Raw genomic sequence first — 18,332 nt, forward strand, 5'->3', positions numbered from 1 at the left:
GGGCCGCGCGGCGGATCGGCCGGGAGCACCCGAACGGGCGACCCGGGCGCCCTCCGGCCGAGCACCGCTCCGGTCAGCGGCGGCCGTCCAGCACCGAGCGCAGGACGCCGATCCGGTTGGAGGTGATGGAGGCGACCCCGGTGTCGCGCAGCCGGCGCATGGTGCGGCGCAGGTCGGCGGTCCAGGTGGAGACGGCGAGCCCCCGCTCCGCCGCGGCGGCCGTGAACTCGGGGGTGACCAGGCCGAACGGCGGGTTGAGGTAGCGCGGGCGGAGGTCGTCCAGCAGGGCGCGCACCGGCATCCGGGGCTGCTTCCAGGTGAGCGCGATCTCGGCGTCCGGGCTCAGTTCGCGCACCGCGAGCATGGCGGTGGTGGGGCCGCAGAAGGCGACCGCCGCCTCGGCGCCGAGCCCGGTGACGACCGACCAGGCGGCGGCGGCCGGGCCCGCGTCGTCCAGGTCGATCAGCAGCCGGCGGCCCTCGACGGCCGTCACCGCCTTGACCGCCTCGGCCAGGGTGGGGACGGCGAGCGGCCCCTGCCGCAGCTCCTCCAGCTGGTCGGCGGTGACCCGGTCGATCGACCGCGCGTCACCCCAGAGCCGCTCCAGGGTGCGGTCGTGCAGCAGGACGGGCACCCGGTCGCGGGTGAGCTGGACGTCCACCTCGACGGCGTCGGCCCCGGCGGCGAGCGCGGACTCGACGGAGGGCAGGGTGTTCTCGCGGAAGCGGTACGGGTCGCCCCGGTGGGCGACGGCCAGCGGCTTGGCGGCGAGCGTTCCGGCGGCGAGCGGCTTGGCGGCGGCGTTCATCGGATCCTTCCGGCGAGCCAGGGGGTGAGGCTGTGGACGCCGATGTCCTCGCGGTGGCTCGGCTCCCCGGGGACGGTGACGATCAGCGTGGTGGACGGCGGGAAGGTGCGCGCCTTGACGTGCACCAGGTCGGACCAGACGGCGTTCAGGAAGCCGGGGACGCGGTCGCGGTCGACGTCGAAGGCGATGCCCTCGACGGTCACGGCGACCTCGTCGTGGGTGAACAGCCGGACGGTGACGGCGGGGCGGCCGTCGAACTCCAGCAGCGCCTCGTGCGGGATGGCGTCCAGTTCCCCGAGCGAACCGCCCGAGCCGCCCGGACCGTCCGGGCCGACCAGCCCGGCGAAGGTCCGGTCGCGGCCGATGTCGTGCTGGGCGCGGACGGTGCGGCCGTGCCGGGCGGCCACGGCCTCGATCGCGAGCACGGCGCTCTGGGTGGTCGGCAGGTGCGGGGGTGGCATCCGGGCGCCTCTCGGTTCGTTCCGGGACTCGTACGAAGGGGGTTGCAGGGGGCTGCGGAGGGATCCGCGGGGATCCACCGGGCCGACTAGCGGCGTTCGATCATCACATTGGTGGACTTGATGACCGCCGTGGCGGGCGCACCGGGGACCAGGTTGAGCTCCACCGCCGAGTCCCGGCTGATCAGGGACACCACCCGGAACGGCCCGGCCTGGATCTCCACCTGCGCGGCCACGTCGCCCAGCACCACGTCGGTGACGATCCCCGGGAAGCGGTTGCGCGCCGAGGACGGCCGGCCCTCCGCCTCGGCGTTCTCCGGCCGGGCCAACTCCCGCGCGAAGGCGGCGAGTTCGGCTCCCGGGATGATCCGGTGCCCGTGCTCGTCCCGCGCGGCGGCGACCCGCCCGGCGTCCACCCAGCGCCGCATGGTGTCGGCGCTGACGCCGAGCAGCGCCGCGGCCTCGCCGATGCGGTACGGGTTGGCCGGCACCTCGGGCTGGCCCATGTGCGTCTCCTGACGGTGGTTCGGGTTCTCGGGGCGGGCGCCCCCGCGCCATCCTGCCGTACCGGCGGTACGGACGATCATGTGAGGGCCGCCCCACGGCATACCTTATGGCTCGCCGAAGAGGTCGCGCCGTGCCGCGTCCCCGGCGGTGAGCACCGCCCCGGCGAGCACCGCGCCGCCGCCCGCCGTACCGGCCCGCACCTCGGTGCTCAGCGGGGAGAGCAGCGCCAGCCGCCGCTCGACCCGGCCGGCCAGCTCCGGCCCGCCGGCCCGGCCTATCTCGCCGCCGAGCACCACGCAGCCGGGGTCCAGCACCACGCAGACGCTCGCCGCGCCGATCGCGATCCGCTCGGCCAGCTCGTCCAGGAAGCCCCCGCCCGCCTCGCCGGCCGCGAGGGCGGCCCGGACGGCGGCCTCGGCGGCGGGGGCGTCCCCGGCCGGGTCGGCGGGCAGCCCGTGGGCGCGGGCCAGCGCGCAGATCGCGGCGCTGCCGACCAGGCCGTGGAAGCCGCCCTCGCAGCTGTCGGCGCTGGGCAGGCCGACGGTGCCGGGGACGGGCAGGAAGCAGATCTCGCCGGTGCCGCCGGAGAAGCCCCGGCGCAGCCGCCCGTCCAGGATCACGGCGGCGCCGACGCTGTGGCCCAGCCAGAGCAGGACGAAGGTGTCGCGGTCGCGCGCGGCGCCGACCCGGTACTCGGCCCGCCCGGCGAGGTTGACCTCGTTCTCCAGGATCACCTCGGTGCCGGGCAGTCGCCGCAGCTCGGCGAGGAGTTCGGCGTGCCAGGCGGGGAGCTTGCCGGTGCTCTGCAGCCGCCCGGTGGCCGGGTCGACCAGCCCGGGGGCGCCGACCGCGACGGTGTGCAGCCGGTCGACGCCGGCGCCGCGCGCGGTCTCCAGCAGGGTGGCGACGATCTCCCCGGCGGTGTCCGGCCCGCCGTCCCCCTCGACCGGGACCTCGGCGGTGGCCAGGCTGCGCCCGGCCAGGTCGGCGACGACCAGGCTGACGCCGCCGGAGCGGACGTCGAAGGCGGCGAGGTGGGCCCGGGAGGCGACCAGCGCGTAGAGCCGGGCGTTGGGGCCGCGCCGCTGTTCCCCGCGCTCGCCGACGACGGCCACCAGGCCGGTGCGCTGGAGCCGTTCGAGCAGGTCGGCGACGGTCGGCCGGGACAGGCCGGTGAGGCCGCGCAGCTCGGTCGCGGTCAGCGGACCCTGTTCGAGCAGGAGGTTGAGTGCCAGCCGGTCGTTGATCGCCCGGGCGGTGCTCGGCGTAGCCGTACGCGCGATGGTCATGGCGGATCATCCTTCCAGAGTGTTTCTATCAGGGTCCCTTCCTGATAGTTTATCGACCGTCACAGGGCACTGTCGCGCCCCACACCGCGCGACCGGGAGGGAACACCCCATGAACGGGACCACCGCGCCACCACCGCCACCGCCGGAACCGCTGAGCGCACCCCGCCGGGCCCGGGCCAGCATCGCCCTGGTCTTCTGCGTGCACGGGGCCGTCAGCGGCAGCTTCGTCACCCGCATCCCGTGGCTCCAGGACCGCCTCGACCTGTCCACCGGCCAGCTCGGCCTGGCCCTGGTCATGCCCGCCATCGGCTCCTCCCTCGCCATGCCGCTGGCCGGCCGCTTCGTGCACCGCTACGGCGGCCGGGCCGCGGTGCGCGGGCTGATCTCGCTCTGGTGCCTGGCCCTCGCCCTGCCCGCGCTCGCCCCCTCGCTGCCGGTGCTGTGCGCGGCCCTGCTGGTGTACGGCGCCGCGGCCGGGATGGCGGACGTCGCGATGAACGCCCAGGGCGTGGAGATCGAGGAGCGGCTCGGCCGCTCGATCATGTCCGGACTGCACGGGATGTGGAGCGCGGGCGGCCTGCTGGCCTCCGCCTTCGGCATCCTCGCCGCCCACCTGGACCTCGACGCCAGGCTCCAACTGGCCGTCACCGCGCTGGTCCTGCTCGCCCTCGCCCAGCCGGTCTGCCGCGGCCTGCCCGACATCCGGGCGCACGAGGGCGCGGAGGAGCCGCCGCGGTTCGCGCTGCCGCCGCGCAGCTCGCTGGTGATCGGGCTGGTCGGCTTCTGCGCGGTCTTCGCCGAGGGCGCCTCGATGGACTGGAGCGGCGTCTACCTGCGGGACGTCACCGGCGCCTCGGCCACCGTCGCCGCCGCCTCGTACACCGCCTTCTCGCTCACCATGGCGGTCAGCCGGCTCGCCGGGGACGCGGCGATCCGCCGGCTCGGCGCCGTCCGCACCACCCGCGTCGGCGGCGCCGTGGCCACCGTCGGCGGCCTGCTGGTGGTCGCCGCCGACAGCCCGGCGCTGGCCATCCCCGGGTTCGCGCTCATCGGCATCGGCATCGCGGTGATCGTCCCGCTCGCCTTCGCCGCGGCCGGCCGGATCGGCAGCAACCCCAGCCAGGCCATCGCGGGCGTCGCCACCGTCACCTACACCTCCGGCCTGATCGCTCCCGCGGTCATCGGCGCCCTCGCCCAGGCCACCTCGCTGACCGTCTCCTTCGGACTGGTCACCGCGCTCGCCTTCGCCCTGCTGCTGAGCGCCGGGGCGCTGCGGCTGGCCGAACGGAATTCCGGCGGCGAGAACGTGACCGCAACGTCACCGGAAAAGCCTTCCGGAAAAGATCTCTCCACGATATGATGATGAATTCCTGAGGGAATTCCCCGCTAAAGTCTCGAACCGCCGGGCGCGCCGCGTCCGGCGGTTTTCGTGCTCCGCGAGAGGTATTCCCCGTGTGCTACGACCCGGACGCCGCCCCGCCCGCCCCCGGTCCCGCCCCGTGGCCGCTGGCCGAGGCCGCCCCACTGACCCTGACCTCGGCCGACGGCACCCGGTTCGGCGCCTTCCTGGCCCGCCCGGAGGTCGCCACCGGCGTCGGCGTACTCGTCCTGCCGGACAACAGGGGCCTTTCCCCGTTCTACCGGCAGACCGCCGCCCGGCTCGCCGAACAGGGCCACCCGGCGCTCGTCCTCGACTATTACGGCCGCACCGCCGGGGCCTTCCCGGAAAAGCGCCCGGCGGAATTCGGCGAACTGCCGGACCTGCTCCCCCACCTGCTCGCGCTCACCCCCGAGGGATTGGACGCCGACATCACCGCAGCGCTGGAACGGCTGCGCGCCGTCGGGCCCGCCGAGGTGGTCGCGCTCGGCTTCTGCTTCGGCGGCCGACAGGCCTTCCGGACCGCCGCGCCGCGCTTCGGCCTGGCCGGCGCGGTCGGCTTCTACGGCTACCCGGACGTCATCCACGGCGCCCCGGGGCCCACCCAGCTCGCGGCGGAGCTGACCGCCCCGGTCCTCGCCCTCTGGGGCGGCGCGGACGAGCACATCCCGGCCGCCGCCGTCGAGGCCTTCGACGCCGCGCTCACCGCGGCCGGCTGCCCGCACACCTTCGTCACCTATCCGGGGGCGCCGCACAACTTCTTCGAGCTCGCCGCGGTCGACCACGCCGACGCGGCCCGGGACGCGTGGCAGCGCCTGCTGGGCTTCCTCGCCCGGCCGCGCTGAACCCGGATCCCGGCCCCCGCCCCAGGCCTTGGACCGGGGCGTGGACGGCGGCGGGGCCGGGGCCCGGGACCGGTTAGGCTCGGGCGGTGTTCGAGCCCGATGCCGTTCCCGTCCCGCCCCTCGCACCGCAGGTGCCCGCCGTCGCGCCGCGTTCCCCGTGGTGGCGGTTCGCCCTGCTGGTCGCGGTGCTCGCGGCGGCGGCCGGCTCGCTCCTGCTGTGGAGCCCGACGGAGCTGCTGTCCGGCGGGCTGGCGGACCGGATGCCGGGCTACTGGTTCGGCCCGCTGTTCGCCCTGGTCTACGCGGTGGGGACGCTCGCCTTCGTGCCCCGGCCGGCCCTGAACGCCGCGGCCGGGCTGCTGCTCGGCATCCAGCAGGGCGTGCTGCTGGCGGTGCTCGGCACCACGGTCGGCGCCGCCCTGGCCTTCGTGCTCGGCCGGGGCCTCGGCCGCGAGGCGCTCCGCCCGTACCTGCGCGGGAAGGTGCTCGGGGCGCTGGACCGGCGGTTCACCGAACAGGGCTTCCGCAGCGTGCTGGTGCTGCGGCTGCTGCCCGGCATGCCGTTCCAGGCGGCCAACTACGGCGCGGCCTTCTCCGGGGTCCGCTTCCTGCCCTTCGTGCTCGCCACCGCGATCGGCGTGGTGCCGACCACGGCCGTGTACGTCACGGCGGCGGCCAGCGCCGGCCGGCCGGGCTCGGCGGCCTTCCTGCTGTCGGCGGGGGTGATCGCGCTGCTGGTGCTGGGCAGCGTGGTGGGCCTCTGGCGGGCGGCCCGGACCCGCCGCCGGGCGACGGTCGGCTGAACCCGGCCCGGCCGTCCGCGGCCGCCCACCAGGACAAAATCGTTCGCGCCGGTGCGCCGCCGGAGGCCAGGATGGCGCGCATGACTGCACCGGACCCGCGGGTGGACCCGCCGATGACGGCCGACGAGGCCGCCACCCTGCACGCCTTCCTCGACTACCACCGCCACACCCTCGCGCTGAAGACCGAGGGCCTGACGGACGACCAGCTGCGGCTGCGCTCCGTCCCGCCGTCCAACCTCTCGCTGCTGGGCCTGGTCCGGCACATGGCCGAGGTGGAGCAGTACTGGTTCCAGTCCGTCCTGCTCGGCCAGGAGAACGCCGAGGGGCACTTCTGGACCAAGGAGAACGAGGACGGCGACTTCGACGACGTCGACACCGCCGACGTCGCGGCCGACTTCGCCGTCTGGCGCGCCGAGGTCGAGGCCGCCCGCAGCGCCGCCGCCGGCCTGCCGCTGGAGACCGTCGGCAAGAAGCCGCGCCGCGGTCAGCCCGTGACGCTGCGCTGGATCCTCACCCACATGATCGAGGAGTACGCCCGACACAACGGCCACGCGGATCTTCTGCGCGAATTGATCGACGGATCGACCGGCGAGTGACCCTGCGGGTGACACCGCGGGTGAAATCGTTTCCGCATTGTTGACAGAAGGTCAATTACGCCGTGACCGCGACCGATAAGGTCAACGCGCGCAACCGTACGGCGCTGCGCCGCGTCAGTGGGAGTGCCCGGGTTCGCCCGGGTTTCCGGCGCGGCACGACTCGTACGGGGGTTGCGAGCGGGCACGGGACCGGTGAACAGTGCGATACTCGGACAGTTCCGACGAGTGGATGACGTGTCAAGAACGGCACGCACCCCCGGGGGACCAGGACGGGACGAGGCAGGGAGGCGCGGCATGGGAGCACTTCGCGACGAGCACCACAACGGGTGGCTGATGCCCTCGGGGAACTACCCGGCCGCGGTGTACGACGACGAGTGGGTCGATCAGGAGACGGTTCCGGCCGCCCCCGCGCCCACGAAGATCGTCTCCCTGCGGCCGACGGGCTTCGAGGCGGCCCGGACGGTCGGTGAGCACATCCGGGCGAGCATCCCGGTGGTCATGGACCTCACCGAGATGTCGGAGGCCGAGGCCAAGCGCATGGTCGACTTCGCCTCCGGGCTGATCTTCGGCACCCGGGGCGGCATCGAGCGGATCGCCCGGAGGGTCTTCCTGCTCACCCCGGCCGACGTCGAGGTCATGGTGATCGACCGCCCGATGGACGACACCGGCTTCTACAACCAGAGCTGAGCCGCCGCCCCGCGAGGGCTCACAGACACCCCGGAACCGGGGACGGTACACCCACCGTCCCCGGTTTTTTGCTGTCCGAGCGCCGAGATCCCGCGCATCACCTGAGAGCTCGAACAAAAGAATGAGACATCGGTGTCTCATATGAACTAGACTCGATCCATGGCCACCGACCGCGACACCGTCCTCGAAGCCGCCGTCGGCGTGCTCTCCCGCCGCCCGACCGCCCACCTGGACGAGATCGCGCGCGCCGCCGGCATCAGCCGCGCCACGCTGCACCGGCTCTTCCCTGGGCGCGACGCGCTGATCCGCGAGGTCGGCCTGCTCGGGCTGCGCCGGTTCGCCGCCGCGCTGGACACCGCCGAGGTCGAAGAGGGCGACGCCGAGGCCGCGCTGCGCCGTCTGGTGGACGCCTCCGTCCCGGACGCCATGCTCTGCGCCTTCCTGGCCGGAGAGAACCAGCTCTACGAGAACGACGACATCAACGACCTCTGGGAGGTCCAGATCGCCCGGCTGCACGCGCTCTTCCTGCGCGGCCAGCAGCAGGGCGTGTTCCGCATCGAGCTGAGCGCCGCCTGGCTGAGCGAGGCCTTCTTCGACCTGGTGGCCGGCGTCGGCTGGTCCATCCAGGACGGCCGGCTCGCCCCGCGCGACGCCGCCTTCTCGCTCGCCGAGCTGTTCCTCGGCGGCGCACTGCGCAGACCGGACGCGCGGACGCCCGTCCCTGCCGCCCAAAGCGCCACCCCCAGCACCGTCGACCGCAGCACCACTGCCGTCACCACCCCCATCCACAGCACCGCCGACCACAGGCCGGACACCGATACACCATGAACACCCTGACCGCCCGCCAGCGCTGGACCGGCCTCGCCGTCCTCGTCCTGGCCGTGACCGTGGTCGCCCTGGACGCGACCGTCCTCTCCCTCGCCATCCCGTCCATCAGCGAGACGCTGCGCCCCAGCGGCACCCAGCTGCTCTGGATCGGCGACTCCTACTCCTTCGTGCTGGCCGGCCTGCTGGTCAGCATGGGCGCCCTGAGCGACCGGATCGGCCGCAAGAAGCTGCTGCTGGCCGGCTCCGCCGCGTTCGGCGCCGCCTCGCTGCTGGCCGCCTACGCGCCGAGCGCCGGCTGGCTGATCGTGGCCCGCGCCCTGCTCGGCGTGGCCGGGGCGACGATCATGCCCTCCACGCTCTCGCTGATCCGCGGCCTCTTCCCGGACGACCGGGAGCGGGCCACCGCGATCGGCATCTGGGGCGCGGCCGCCACCGCCGGGGCCGCCCTCGGGCCGGTGGTCGGCGGGGTGCTGCTGGAGCACTTCTGGTGGGGTTCGGTGTTCCTGCTGAACATCCCGGTGCTGATCCTGCTGCTGGTGTTCGGCGCCTGGCTGCTGCCGGAGTCCAAGGACCCGAAGCCGGGCCGCTGGGACGTGCTGAGCGTCGTCCTGTCGATGGCCGGCGTGATCGGCGCGGTGTACGCGGTCAAGGAGGCCGCCGCGCACGGCGTGGACCGCTGGGACGTGCCGGTCGCCTTCGTCCTGGGCACCGCCGCGCTGTTCGTGTTCGTCCGCCGCCAGCTGCGGCTGGAGACCCCGCTGCTCGACGTCCGGCTGTTCCGCGACCGGCGGTTCACCGCGGCCGTGTCGGCCTCGCTGATCTCCCTGATCGGGCTCTCCGGCGTGATCTTCGTGGTCTCGCAGTACCTCCAGCTGGTCCGCGGCTACCAGCCGCTCCAGGCGGGCCTGGCCGAACTGCCGGCCTTCGCGGGATCGGTGGTCGGCGGCCTGCTGACCGCCCTGATCGCCCGCCGCTACGGTGCCCGCAAGGCGCTGACGGCCTGTCTGCTGGCGATGGGTCTGGGCGTGGGCGCGCTCGGCTGGCTGGAGCAGGACACCACCTACCTGCTGCTGGCCGCCTCCTTCCTGCTGGTCGGGACGGCCGAGGGCGTGGTCTACACGCTCGGCGCCGACCTGGTGCTGAACGCCGCGCCCGCCGACAAGGCCGGCGCCGCCTCGGCGGTCTCGGAGACGGCGTACGAGCTGGGCACCGCGCTCGGCATCGCGCTGGTGGGCTCGGTGGTCGGCTCGATCTACGCGAACGGGCTGGCGGTCCCGGCCGGGACGGACCCGGCGGCCGCCGCCCGGGCGGGCGAATCGCTGGGCTCGGCCGTCGAGACGGCGCAGGGCCTGTCCCCGGAGCTCGCCCAGCCGCTGCTGGCGAGCGCCCGGGAGTCCTTCGTCCACGGCATGAACAGCGCCGGGCTGCTGGCCGCCGCGCTGCTGGTCGGCGCGGCCGTGATGGCCTGGCGGCTGCTGCGCGGGCTGTCCGAGCCGACGGCCGGGGCGGAGACGGGCGCCGGGACCGGCCCGGAGGGCGCCGTCGACGTGTCGGCCGCGCAGCCGAGCGTCAAGGCGTAACAGCGCACCGAGAACGGCCGTTCCCCCCGGGGGGAACGGCCGTTCTCGTGTACGGAACCACCGTTCCTTACGGGACCTACGAGACCCCGAACGGCAGCTCCAGCTCGGCCCAGACCACCTTGCCGTCCCGGGTGAGCCGGCTGCCCCAGCGCTGGGCCAGCTCGCTGACCAGGAACATCCCGCGCCCGCCCTCGTCCTGCTCGGCGAACGGGCGCAGCTGCGGGGTCTGGCCGCCGGCGTCGGCGACCTCCAGGGTGAGCACCCGGTCGCGGAACAGCCGCAGCCGGCGCGGGGCGTCGGCGTGCAGCAGGGCGTTCGTGACCAGCTCGCTGACCAGCAGTTCGGCGTAGTCGGTGAGCGCGGCCAGGCCCCAGGCCTCCAGGGTGGCGCGGGTGAAGCGGCGGGCCCTGCCGGGCAGCCGGCCGCCGCCGGACAGCGGCAGGGTGGCGACCCGGTCGGCGGGCAGCGGCAGCACCCGGGCCATGATCATCGCGATGTCGTCCTCGGTGCCGTCGGTGACCAGCGCCGCGAGGACGGCGTCGCAGTTCTCCTCCAGGGTCCGGCCGGGGCCGGAGAGGGTGCTGGCGAGCCGGTCGATCCCGGTGTCCAGGTCCTCGCCGCGCCGCTCGACCAGGCCGTCGGTGTAGAGCGTGACCATGCCGCCCTCGGGGATGGTGAACTCGATCGACTCGAAGGCCACCCCGCCGACGCCCAGCGGCACCCCGGGCGGCACGTCCACCCTGGCGGCGGTGCCGTCGGGGGCGACCCGGACCGGCGGCAGGTGCCCGGCCGAGGCGACCTGGACGGTGCGCTCCAGCGGGTCGTACACCGCGCAGATGCAGGTGGCGAACTGGCCCTCGCCGATTCCCGAGGCGGTCTCGTCCAGCCGGGTGAGGACCTGCTCCGGCGGCATGTCGAGGGTGGCGAGGGTCCGGGCGACGGTGCGCAGCTGGCCCATCGTGGCGGCGGCCCGGATGCCGTGGCCCATCACGTCGCCGACCACCAGGGCGACTCTCCCGCAGGACAGCGGCACCACGTCGAACCAGTCGCCGCCGACCTCGCTGACCACGCTGCTGGGCAGGTAGCGGTAGGCGATCTCCAGGCCGAGGGTGCGGTGCACCTCCTGCGGCAGCAGGCTGCGCTGGAGGGTGAGGGCGGTCTCCCGCTCGCGGCGGTAGAGCCGGGCGTTGTCGAGGGCCAGCGCGGTGCGGGCGACCAGTTCCTCGGCGAGGGCGACGTCGGCGGCGGTGAACGGCTCGGGGTTGCGCATCCGGATGAACTCGGAGCCGCCGAGCACCATGCCCCGGGCGGTGATCGGCACCATCAGGTACGAGTGGATGCCCGCCGCCATCCCGGGGGCCACCCGGTCCTCGCTGGAGACCAGCCCGCGCAGCACGTCCTCGTCCACGTGGGTGCGCAGCAGCGGCTTCCCGGCGCGCAGGCACTGGGTGTAGCTGCGGTCGGGGGCGTACTCGGAGGTCTCGCCGACCACGTCCACGGCGTGCGCGAGGCCGCTCTCGTAGGACTCCCCGACGGCGACGGCGCGGAGCGTGACGTTCCGGTCGGAGGGGATCGCGGTGGGCTCGGCGCCGCGCAGCACCGGCTCCAGCAGGTCGACGGTGGCGAAGTCGGCGAACCGGGGGACGACGGCCTCGATCAGTTCCTCGGCGGTGCGCTGGAGGTCGAGGGTGGTGCCGATCCGGGCGGTCGCCTCGGCGATGGTGGCGAGCCGTTCCTGGGCCCGGGCGGCGCGGGCCTCGGCCTGGAAGCGCTCGGTGACGTCGATGATCGAGGAACAGACCCCGAAGATCCGGCCGGTGGAGTCCTCGAGCCGGAAGTAGGAGGCGGACCAGGCGCGGTCCCGCCGGGGGTCGCCGGGGACCCGGCCGTGCGAGCGGGCGTCGACGACGGGCTTGCCGGTCTTGAGCACCTGGCGCATGATCTGCTCGATCTCGGCGCTGTTGATGCCGGGCAGGACGGCGGATATCCGGCGGCCGAGGTGGGCGGCGACTGGCACCCCGTTCATCCGGGCGAGTGCCTCGTTGATCCGGATGTAGCGCAGTCCGGTGTCGTAGACGGCCATGCCGATCGGTGAGCGGCCGAAGATGCCGTCCAGGACCGCGAGGTCGGCCTCGACGGCGTGCAGGGCGCGGGTGTCGGAGGCGGTGGCGAGCAGCAGCAGGGTGCCGGCCGGGCCGGCTATCGGGTAGGTGCGGAACTCCAGCTCGACCTTGTGGCCGTCGCGGTGGCGCACCGGGAAGACGCCGGACCAGCCGCTGCCGGTCATGATCCGCTGGAAGAGGCCGAGCACCTCGGAGCGGTCGGACCCGTCGGTGAGCAGCTGGGCGGCGTAGCTGCCGACGGCCTCCTCGGCGGAGTAGCCGAGCAGGGCCTCGGCGTCCTCGCTCCAGTGCAGGATCAGTCCGTCGTCCTGGAGCAGCGCCGTCGCGAGCGGGACGAGCCGGTGGCCTTCGGGGTTCGCGCCCTCGGGACGTACCGGGGCACGGCCCGGTGCCGGGTCGGCGGCGGTCGCGTCCCACTCGTGTCCGTGCATGATCAGGCAGCACCCCGGTTCGGCTCGTGCCCGGCCGGGTGGGCCTCGCGGTCGGTGCCGGCCGGGATTCTTCTCCAGACTGCACGGACATCGGCCGCCCGGCGACCCCTTTGGTCAGGGGGCGTCCGGTCGCTCCGGGTGTACGGGCGTCATGGGCGTACCGGCCGCAGCGTACTCTCCAGAACGCCCGCCCACTGCCGGATCACGCCGGAACGTCGGTGGCTGTCGTCGGTGAGCAGGTTGGCGAGGCCCAGTCCGCGGGCGAGGTCCAGCGTGGCCTGCACGGATTCGCGCACTCCGGGGCGGCTCTCGTCGGCGTCCAGGAACTCGACGGCGGCCCGGTGGGCCTCCCGGCCGACGTGGCCCTCCAGCGCGATGATCCGCTCGCGCAGCGCCTCCTCGGTGGCGGCGGCGGTCCACAGGTGCAGGGCGGCGCGGAACAGCGGGCCGGTGTAGAGCCGCACGATCATGTCGACCACGGCCCCGGTGCGGTCGGGGCCGGCGGTCGGCAGCTCGTCCGCGTGGGCGCGGACGGCTGCCAGCCGCTCGGCGGTGACGTGCTCGACGGCCGCGGTGAAGAGGTCCTCGCGGGTCGGGAAGTGGTGCTGGGCCGCGCCCCGGGAGACCCCGGCCCGTTCGGCGACGACGGTGACGGTGGAGCCGTGCCAGCCGAGCTCGGCCAGGCAGTCCACGGCCGCCGCGAGCAGCCGGGCCCTGGTCGCTCGGCTGCGGTCCTGCTGCGGGGTGCGGGCGGCGGGGTGGCTGGTCATGGCGGCGGGCGGTTCCTGTTCCGGTCGGGGCGCGGCGGGTGCCGGTCGGGGCGCGGCGGGACGATCCTCACAGACGCGCCCCGGTCCCCGGCCGCCGGGGCGGCCCCGGCCGGTCAGCGGGCGGCGGCGCGCCCGGCCTCGCGGGCGCGCAGTTCGCGGCGCAGGATCTTGCCGGCCGCGGACTTGGGGACGGTGTCGACGAACTCCACCAGGCGGACCTTCTTGTACGGGGCGACCTGTCCGGCGACGTACCCGGTGACCTCCTCGGCGGTCAGGGTGCTGCCCGGGGCGCGGACCACGAAGGCCTTGGGGCACTCGGTGCCCTCGGCGTCCGGGACGCCGATCACGGCGGCGTCGGTGATCTGCGGGTGGCCGAGCAGGACGGCCTCCAGTTCGGCGGGGGCGACCTGGTAGCCCTTGTACTTGATCAGCTCCTTGACCCGGTCGACGATGTACAGGTAGCCGCGTTCGTCCACGAAGCCGACGTCGCCGGTGTGCAGCCAGCCCTCGGCGTCGACCACCGCGGCGGTCTCGGAGGGGCGGCCGAAGTAGCCCTTCATCACCTGCGGGCCGCGGATCAGCAGCTCGCCGGGCTCGCCGGGCCCGAGGTCGCCGTCGGAGCCGTCCAGGGCGGTGATCCGCAGCTCGGTGGAGGGGACCATCCGGCCGACCGAGCCGGGCGAGGGGTCGCCCTCGCGCGGGGAGACGACGTGGGTGACCGGGGAGAGCTCGGTCATGCCGTAGCCCTGGAGCAGGTGCGGCAGGCCCAGGCGCCGGGCGCAGGCGTCGGCGAGTTCGTGGTCGAGCGGGGCGGCGGCGCACAGCAGGTACTCGACCGAGGAGAGGTCGTACTGCTCGACGACGGGGTGCCGGGCCAGCGCGAGGGCGATCGGCGGGGCCACCACCAGGGCCTGCACCCGGTGCTCCTGGACGGTGCGGCAGAACTGCTCCAGGTCGAAGCGAGGCAGCACGACCACGGTGGCGCCGCAGCGCAGCGGCTGGTTGAGCAGCGCGGCCAGTCCGTAGATGTGGAAGAACGGCAGGACGGCGAGCACCCGTTCGCCCTCGGCGGGGCGGTAGAGGGCGTCGCACTGGGAGAGGTTGGTGGCGATCGAGCGGTGGGTGAGCATCACGCCCTTGGGCAGGCCGGTGGTGCCGCTGGAGTAGGGCAGCACGGCGATGTCCTCGCCCGGGTCGATGGCGACCTCGGGGGCGGGGCCGGTGGCGGCCAGCAGGTCGGCGAGCGAGCGGTGGCCCTCGGCGCCGTCCAGGACGACGGTCTCGGCCAGCGGGCGGCCCTGTTCGGCGAGGAGTTCGGCGGCCGCACGGGCGGTCGGCAGGAAGCGGGAGACGGTGACGAGCCAGCGGGCGCCGCTGTCGCGCAGCTGGCCGGCGAGGTCGGCGGGGGTGGCGAAGGACGAGACGGTGGTGACGGTGGCGCCGGCCCTGGTCGCGCCGTAGTAGGCCATCGGGTAGGCGGTCGAGTTGGGGCTGAAGAGGGCGACGACGTCGCCGCGGCGGACGCCTGTCTCGGCCAGTCCGGCGGCCACCCGCTCGACGGCGTCGGCGAGTTGGGCGTAGCTGGTGGTCTCGCCGGTGACGCCGTCGATCAGGGCCGGGCGGTCGCCGTACTTCGCCGCGGCGCCGAGCACCGCCTCGTGGATCGGCAGGTCGACCACGGCAACGTCGGGGAACTCGCTTCGGAACACCAAGGTGGGCCTCCAGTATGGAAGTTGACGTAGCAACAAAACCGGCTAGCAGTTCCGTGCGGGGCGCGTTCAGGAGCATACGGACAGTAGGGGGCCTGGCTCGGCCATTGTGGGGAACCCGTAATGGACCATCCGTGGCACGGTCGCTCCCGGGGGGCGCCCGACCGGAGGGCGCGCACCACGGCCGCCCGCCTCCGGCAGCGGCCCCGCCCCCGGAACTCCCCGCTGTGGGGCCCCTGTCCGGCCCCGTCCCGCTCCTGCCGCTCCGGCCGCGCCCGGTGGCGAGGGCTACGTCAAGGCCTGCGCCGGCACCACCCTGGCGGGCGACACCGAACGGGTGGCCGACCGGGGTGGCCTGTACGGCGGCGGCTGCTCAGGACCACCGGCGGCGGCCGCTCAGTACGACTTCGGCAGCCCGAGGGTGTGCTGGGCGACGTAGTTGAGCACCATCTCGCGGCTGACCGGGGCGACCCGGCCGACCCGGGTGGCGGTCAGCAGCGCGCCCAGCCCGTACTCCTGGGTCAGGCCGTTGCCGCCGAGGGTCTGCACCGCCTGGTCCACCGTCCGGGCGGCGGCCTCCCCCGCCGCGTACTTGGCCATGTTGGCGGCCTCCCCGGCGGCGAGGTCCTCGCCCGCGTCGTAGAGCAGGCCGGCCTTCTGGGTCATCAGCCGGGCCAGTTCGATCTCCACCGCGCACTGGGCCAGCGGGTGGGCCAGGCCCTGGTGGGCACCGATCGGGGTGGACCAGACGGTGCGGGTCTTCGCGTACTCGACGGCCTTGCCGAGGGCCTGGCGGGCGAGGCCGAGCGAGAAGGCGGCGGTGAGGACCCGCTCGGGGTTGAGACCGGCGAACAGCTGGAGCAGGCCCGCGTTCTCGTCGCCGACCAGGGCGTCGGCGGGCAGCCGGACGTCGTCCAGGAAGACCTGGAACTGCTTCTCCGGGGCGACGAGTTCCATCGGGATCGCCCGGTACTCGAAGCCGGGGGTGTCGCGCGGGACGACGAACAGGCAGGGCTTCAGCTTCCCCGTCCGTGCGTCCTCGGTGCGGGCCACGAACAGCACCGCGTCGGAGTGGTCGATGCCGGAGACGAAGACCTTGCGGCCGGTCAGCAGCCAGTCCTCGCCGTCCCGGCGGGCGACGGTGGATATCCGGTGCGAGTTCGAGCCGGCGTCCGGTTCGGTGATGCCGAAGGCCATCCTGCGGCTGCCGTCGGCCAGGCCGGGCAGCCAGCGCCGCTGCTGCTCCGGGGTGCCGTAGCGGGCGATCACGGTGCCGCAGATCGCCGGGGAGACGATCAGCATCAGCAGCGGGCAGCCCGCGGCGCCGAGCTCCTCCAGGACGATGGCGAGGTCGGTGATGCCGCCGCCCCCGCCGCCGTACTCGGCGGGCAGGTTGACGCCGAGGTAGCCGGCCTTGCCGGCCTCCGCCCACAGTTCGTCGGCGGGCTCGCCGGCCCGGGCCTTGGCGAGGTAGTAGGCGGAGCCGTAGCGGCGGCCGAGGTCGCCGACGGCCCGGCGCAGGGTCTGGCGTTCGGGGGTCTCCAGGAGCTGACTGCCGATGGACATGCGGGGTCCTTCCTCAGGCTTCGGTGGGCCGGACGACGGCCAGCAGGGTGCCGGTTTCGACCTGCCGGCCGGGGGTGGCGCGCAGTTCGACGAGGGTGCCGTCGACCGGGGCGACGACGCGGTGCTCCATCTTCATCGCCTCCAGCACCAGCAGCGGCCGGCCGGCGGTGACGGTGTCCCCGACGGCGGCGGCGACCCGGACGACGGTGCCGGGCATCGGGGCGAGCAGCGCGCCGGGGTCGGTGCGGACGGCGGGTTCGGGGAAGCGCGGCAGGGCGGTGAGCGCGGTGCCGCCGGCCGGGGTGTCGACGTGCACCCGGTCGCCGTACCGGGCCACGCGGTAGGTGCGGCGCAGCCCGCCCTCGGACAGCACGACCCGGTCCGGCGCGGCCTCGACGAGCTCGACGTCCGGGTGGTCCTCGGCCAGCAGTCCGGTGCGGGTGAGCCGGTAGCGGACGGCCGCCTCGGTGCCGTCCTCGGCCCGGTAGCGCTTGAGCTGCGGCTGGGAGGGCAGGTTGCGCCAGCCGGAGGGCAGCGCGCCGCGGCGGCCGGCGGCGTCGGCGAGGGCGGCGGCCAGCGCGGCGCGGTCGACGCCCTTGGTGTCCGGGGCGGTGAGGTCGGCCGCGTGCTCGGCCAGGAAGCCGGTGTGCAGGTCCGCGGCCAGGAAGGCCGGGTGGCGCAGCGCCCGGACCAGCAGCTCCCGGTTGGTGGCCGGGCCGTGGACGCGGGCGCGGGCGAGCGCGTCGGCGAGCCGGCGGGCGGCGGCCGCGCGGGTGGGCCCCCAGGCGATCACCTTGGCGAGCATCGCGTCGTAGTGCGGGGTGATCTCGCTGCCGGACTCCACGCCGGAGTCCAGCCGGAGGCCGGTGCCGGAGCCCGCTTCGGCACACGTGAACTCCTGGTACGGGAGCGTCAGTTCGAACCGGTTGAGGGTGCCGGTGGCCGGCTGCCAGTCCCTGGCCGGGTCCTCGGCGTAGAGCCGGGCCTCGATCGCGTGGCCGCCGGGCGCCGGGGGGTCGGGCGGCAGCTCGGCGCCCTCGGCGACGGCGAGTTGCAGGGCCACCAGGTCCAGACCGGTGACGGCCTCGGTGACCGGGTGTTCGACCTGGAGGCGGGTGTTCATCTCCAGGAAGAAGAACCGGCCGTCCCCGGCGAGCAGGAACTCGGCGGTGCCGGCGCCCGTGTAGCCGATCGCCCGGGCCGCGGCGCGGGCCGCCGCGTGCAGCTCGGCGCGGACCTCCGGCGGCAGGCCGGGGGCCGGGGCCTCCTCGATCACCTTCTGGTGCCGCCGCTGCAGCGAGCAGTCCCGGTCGCCGACCGCCCAGACGGTGCCGTGGGCGTCGGCCAGCAGCTGGACCTCGACGTGCCGCCCGGCGGGCAGGTAGCGCTCGCAGAACACCTCGTCCGAGCCGAAGGCCTTGGCCGCCTCCGCGCGGGCGGCGGCCAGTTCGCCGGGGAGGTCGGCCAGGCTCCGGACGACCCGCATGCCGCGCCCGCCGCCGCCCGCCGCGGCCTTGACCAGCAGCGGCAGGTCGGCCTCGGCAGGCTCGGTGAGCGCGCCCAGCAACGGCACCCCGGCCTCGGCCATCAGCCGTTTGGCAGCGGTCTTGGAGCCCATCGCGGCGATCGCGGCGGGCGGCGGGCCGACCCAGACCAGGCCCGCGTCCAGCACGGCCCGCGCGAAGTCGGCGCTCTCGGAGAGGAATCCGTACCCGGGGTGGACGGCGTCGGCCCCGGCGGCGAGCGCGGCGCGGACGAGCAGGTCGGCGCGGAGGTAGGTGTCGGCGGGCGCGGCGCCGGGCAGCCGGACGGCGGCGTCGGCCTCGCGCACGTGCGGGGCGCCGGCGTCCGGGTCGGAGTGGACGGCGGTGGTCGCGATGCCGAGCTCCCGGCAGGTCCGGAAGACCCGGCGGGCGATCTCGCCCCGGTTGGCGACCAGCAGGTTGGTGATCAT

At 74.8% G+C, this 18,332-nt stretch carries 15 protein-coding genes and 1 pseudogene; 7 read left to right on the forward strand and 9 right to left on the reverse strand.

What is annotated here, in order from left to right:
• Positions 1–73: 73 nt before the first annotated feature.
• From ACFVU7_RS17165 to ACFVU7_RS17180, 4 genes are all read right to left on the reverse strand, one after another.
• The gene (locus tag ACFVU7_RS17165; protein WP_375873653.1) at positions 74–808 is read right to left on the reverse strand and encodes a glycerophosphodiester phosphodiesterase; all 735 of its coding nucleotides are present in this window, start codon (positions 806–808) and stop codon (positions 74–76) included.
• A complete protein-coding gene (locus ACFVU7_RS17170) occupies positions 805–1,269 on the reverse strand; it encodes a hypothetical protein (protein ID WP_380739570.1) in 465 nt (154 codons plus the stop codon). The genes ACFVU7_RS17165 and ACFVU7_RS17170 overlap by 4 nt, the downstream gene beginning before the upstream one ends.
• A gap of 86 nt (positions 1,270–1,355) precedes the next feature.
• Entirely contained in the window at positions 1,356–1,772 is a 417-nt protein-coding gene (locus ACFVU7_RS17175; RefSeq protein ID WP_181970475.1) for a molybdopterin-binding protein, read from the reverse strand.
• Between the two features lie 105 nt (positions 1,773–1,877).
• Positions 1,878–3,062 (reverse strand): ROK family transcriptional regulator, encoded by a 1,185-nt coding sequence (locus ACFVU7_RS17180; RefSeq protein ID WP_375873650.1) that lies wholly within the window; start codon positions 3,060–3,062, stop codon positions 1,878–1,880.
• Positions 3,063–3,171: 109 nt separating this feature from the next.
• Here ACFVU7_RS17180 and ACFVU7_RS17185 point away from each other — a divergent pair, with 109 nt between their 5' ends.
• The 7 genes and pseudogenes from ACFVU7_RS17185 (at position 3,172) to ACFVU7_RS17215 (ending at position 9,779) form a co-directional block, all read left to right on the forward strand.
• Entirely contained in the window at positions 3,172–4,422 is a 1,251-nt protein-coding gene (locus ACFVU7_RS17185; RefSeq protein WP_388045749.1) for an MFS transporter, read from the forward strand.
• 92 nt (positions 4,423–4,514) lie between these two features.
• On the forward strand, positions 4,515–5,285 hold the full coding sequence (locus ACFVU7_RS17190) for a dienelactone hydrolase family protein (protein WP_388045750.1): 771 nt from the start codon (positions 4,515–4,517) through the stop codon (positions 5,283–5,285).
• Between the two features lie 86 nt (positions 5,286–5,371).
• Positions 5,372–6,088, forward strand: coding sequence for a TVP38/TMEM64 family protein (locus ACFVU7_RS17195; protein ID WP_388045752.1), 717 nt, complete (start codon positions 5,372–5,374; stop codon positions 6,086–6,088).
• 80 nt (positions 6,089–6,168) lie between these two features.
• Entirely contained in the window at positions 6,169–6,684 is a 516-nt protein-coding gene (locus tag ACFVU7_RS17200; RefSeq protein WP_049655198.1) for a DinB family protein, read from the forward strand.
• Positions 6,685–6,978: 294 nt separating this feature from the next.
• Positions 6,979–7,371: a cell division protein SepF gene (locus ACFVU7_RS17205; RefSeq protein ID WP_053112231.1), complete on the forward strand. Its 393-nt coding sequence runs from the start codon at positions 6,979–6,981 to the stop codon at positions 7,369–7,371.
• Positions 7,372–7,530: 159 nt separating this feature from the next.
• Positions 7,531–8,067, forward strand: a pseudogene (locus tag ACFVU7_RS17210) (TetR/AcrR family transcriptional regulator); the annotation flags it as partial.
• Positions 8,068–8,195: 128 nt separating this feature from the next.
• A complete protein-coding gene (locus ACFVU7_RS17215) occupies positions 8,196–9,779 on the forward strand; it encodes an MFS transporter (protein ID WP_380739562.1) in 1,584 nt (527 codons plus the stop codon).
• Positions 9,780–9,855: 76 nt separating this feature from the next.
• Here the strand turns inward: ACFVU7_RS17215 and ACFVU7_RS17220 are convergent, their stop codons facing one another.
• From ACFVU7_RS17220 to ACFVU7_RS17240, 5 genes are all read right to left on the reverse strand, one after another.
• Entirely contained in the window at positions 9,856–12,333 is a 2,478-nt protein-coding gene (locus tag ACFVU7_RS17220; protein WP_074003730.1) for a SpoIIE family protein phosphatase, read from the reverse strand.
• A 149-nt stretch (positions 12,334–12,482) separates the two neighbouring features.
• Complete coding sequence (locus ACFVU7_RS17225) at positions 12,483–13,103, reverse strand: TetR/AcrR family transcriptional regulator (RefSeq protein ID WP_049655195.1); 621 nt, start codon at positions 13,101–13,103, stop codon at positions 12,483–12,485.
• 113 nt (positions 13,104–13,216) lie between these two features.
• A complete protein-coding gene (locus ACFVU7_RS17230; protein ID WP_049659698.1) occupies positions 13,217–14,815 on the reverse strand; it encodes a 4-coumarate--CoA ligase family protein in 1,599 nt (532 codons plus the stop codon).
• Between the two features lie 393 nt (positions 14,816–15,208).
• Positions 15,209–16,378 carry an acyl-CoA dehydrogenase family protein gene (locus tag ACFVU7_RS17235; RefSeq protein ID WP_375873644.1) on the reverse strand — a complete coding sequence of 390 codons (1,170 nt, stop codon included), beginning with the start codon at positions 16,376–16,378 and terminating at the stop codon, positions 15,209–15,211.
• A 13-nt stretch (positions 16,379–16,391) separates the two neighbouring features.
• Positions 16,392–18,332 (reverse strand): acetyl/propionyl/methylcrotonyl-CoA carboxylase subunit alpha, encoded by a 1,941-nt coding sequence (locus ACFVU7_RS17240; RefSeq protein ID WP_388045754.1) that lies wholly within the window; start codon positions 18,330–18,332, stop codon positions 16,392–16,394.

The organism is Kitasatospora sp. NPDC058046 (assembly GCF_042885595.1).
Taxonomy (GTDB): domain Bacteria; phylum Actinomycetota; class Actinomycetes; order Streptomycetales; family Streptomycetaceae; genus Kitasatospora.

Excerpts from the sequence above, each read along its gene's own strand:
- ACFVU7_RS17180 (WP_375873650.1), bottom strand. The coding sequence starts at position 3,062 with ATGACCATCGCGCGTACGGCTACGCCGAGCACCGCCCGGGCGATCAAC.
- ACFVU7_RS17200 (WP_049655198.1), top strand. The coding sequence starts at position 6,169 with ATGACTGCACCGGACCCGCGGGTGGACCCGCCGATGACGGCCGACGAG.
- ACFVU7_RS17235 (WP_375873644.1), bottom strand. The coding sequence starts at position 16,378 with ATGTCCATCGGCAGTCAGCTCCTGGAGACCCCCGAACGCCAGACCCTG.
- ACFVU7_RS17175 (WP_181970475.1), bottom strand. The coding sequence starts at position 1,772 with ATGGGCCAGCCCGAGGTGCCGGCCAACCCGTACCGCATCGGCGAGGCC.
- ACFVU7_RS17185 (WP_388045749.1), top strand. The coding sequence starts at position 3,172 with ATGAACGGGACCACCGCGCCACCACCGCCACCGCCGGAACCGCTGAGC.
- ACFVU7_RS17205 (WP_053112231.1), top strand. The coding sequence starts at position 6,979 with ATGGGAGCACTTCGCGACGAGCACCACAACGGGTGGCTGATGCCCTCG.
- ACFVU7_RS17170 (WP_380739570.1), bottom strand. The coding sequence starts at position 1,269 with ATGCCACCCCCGCACCTGCCGACCACCCAGAGCGCCGTGCTCGCGATC.
- ACFVU7_RS17220 (WP_074003730.1), bottom strand. The coding sequence starts at position 12,333 with ATGCACGGACACGAGTGGGACGCGACCGCCGCCGACCCGGCACCGGGC.
- ACFVU7_RS17225 (WP_049655195.1), bottom strand. The coding sequence starts at position 13,103 with ATGACCAGCCACCCCGCCGCCCGCACCCCGCAGCAGGACCGCAGCCGA.
- ACFVU7_RS17240 (WP_388045754.1), bottom strand. The coding sequence starts at position 18,332 with ATGATCACCAACCTGCTGGTCGCCAACCGGGGCGAGATCGCCCGCCGG.
- ACFVU7_RS17165 (WP_375873653.1), bottom strand. The coding sequence starts at position 808 with ATGAACGCCGCCGCCAAGCCGCTCGCCGCCGGAACGCTCGCCGCCAAG.
- ACFVU7_RS17215 (WP_380739562.1), top strand. The coding sequence starts at position 8,196 with ATGAACACCCTGACCGCCCGCCAGCGCTGGACCGGCCTCGCCGTCCTC.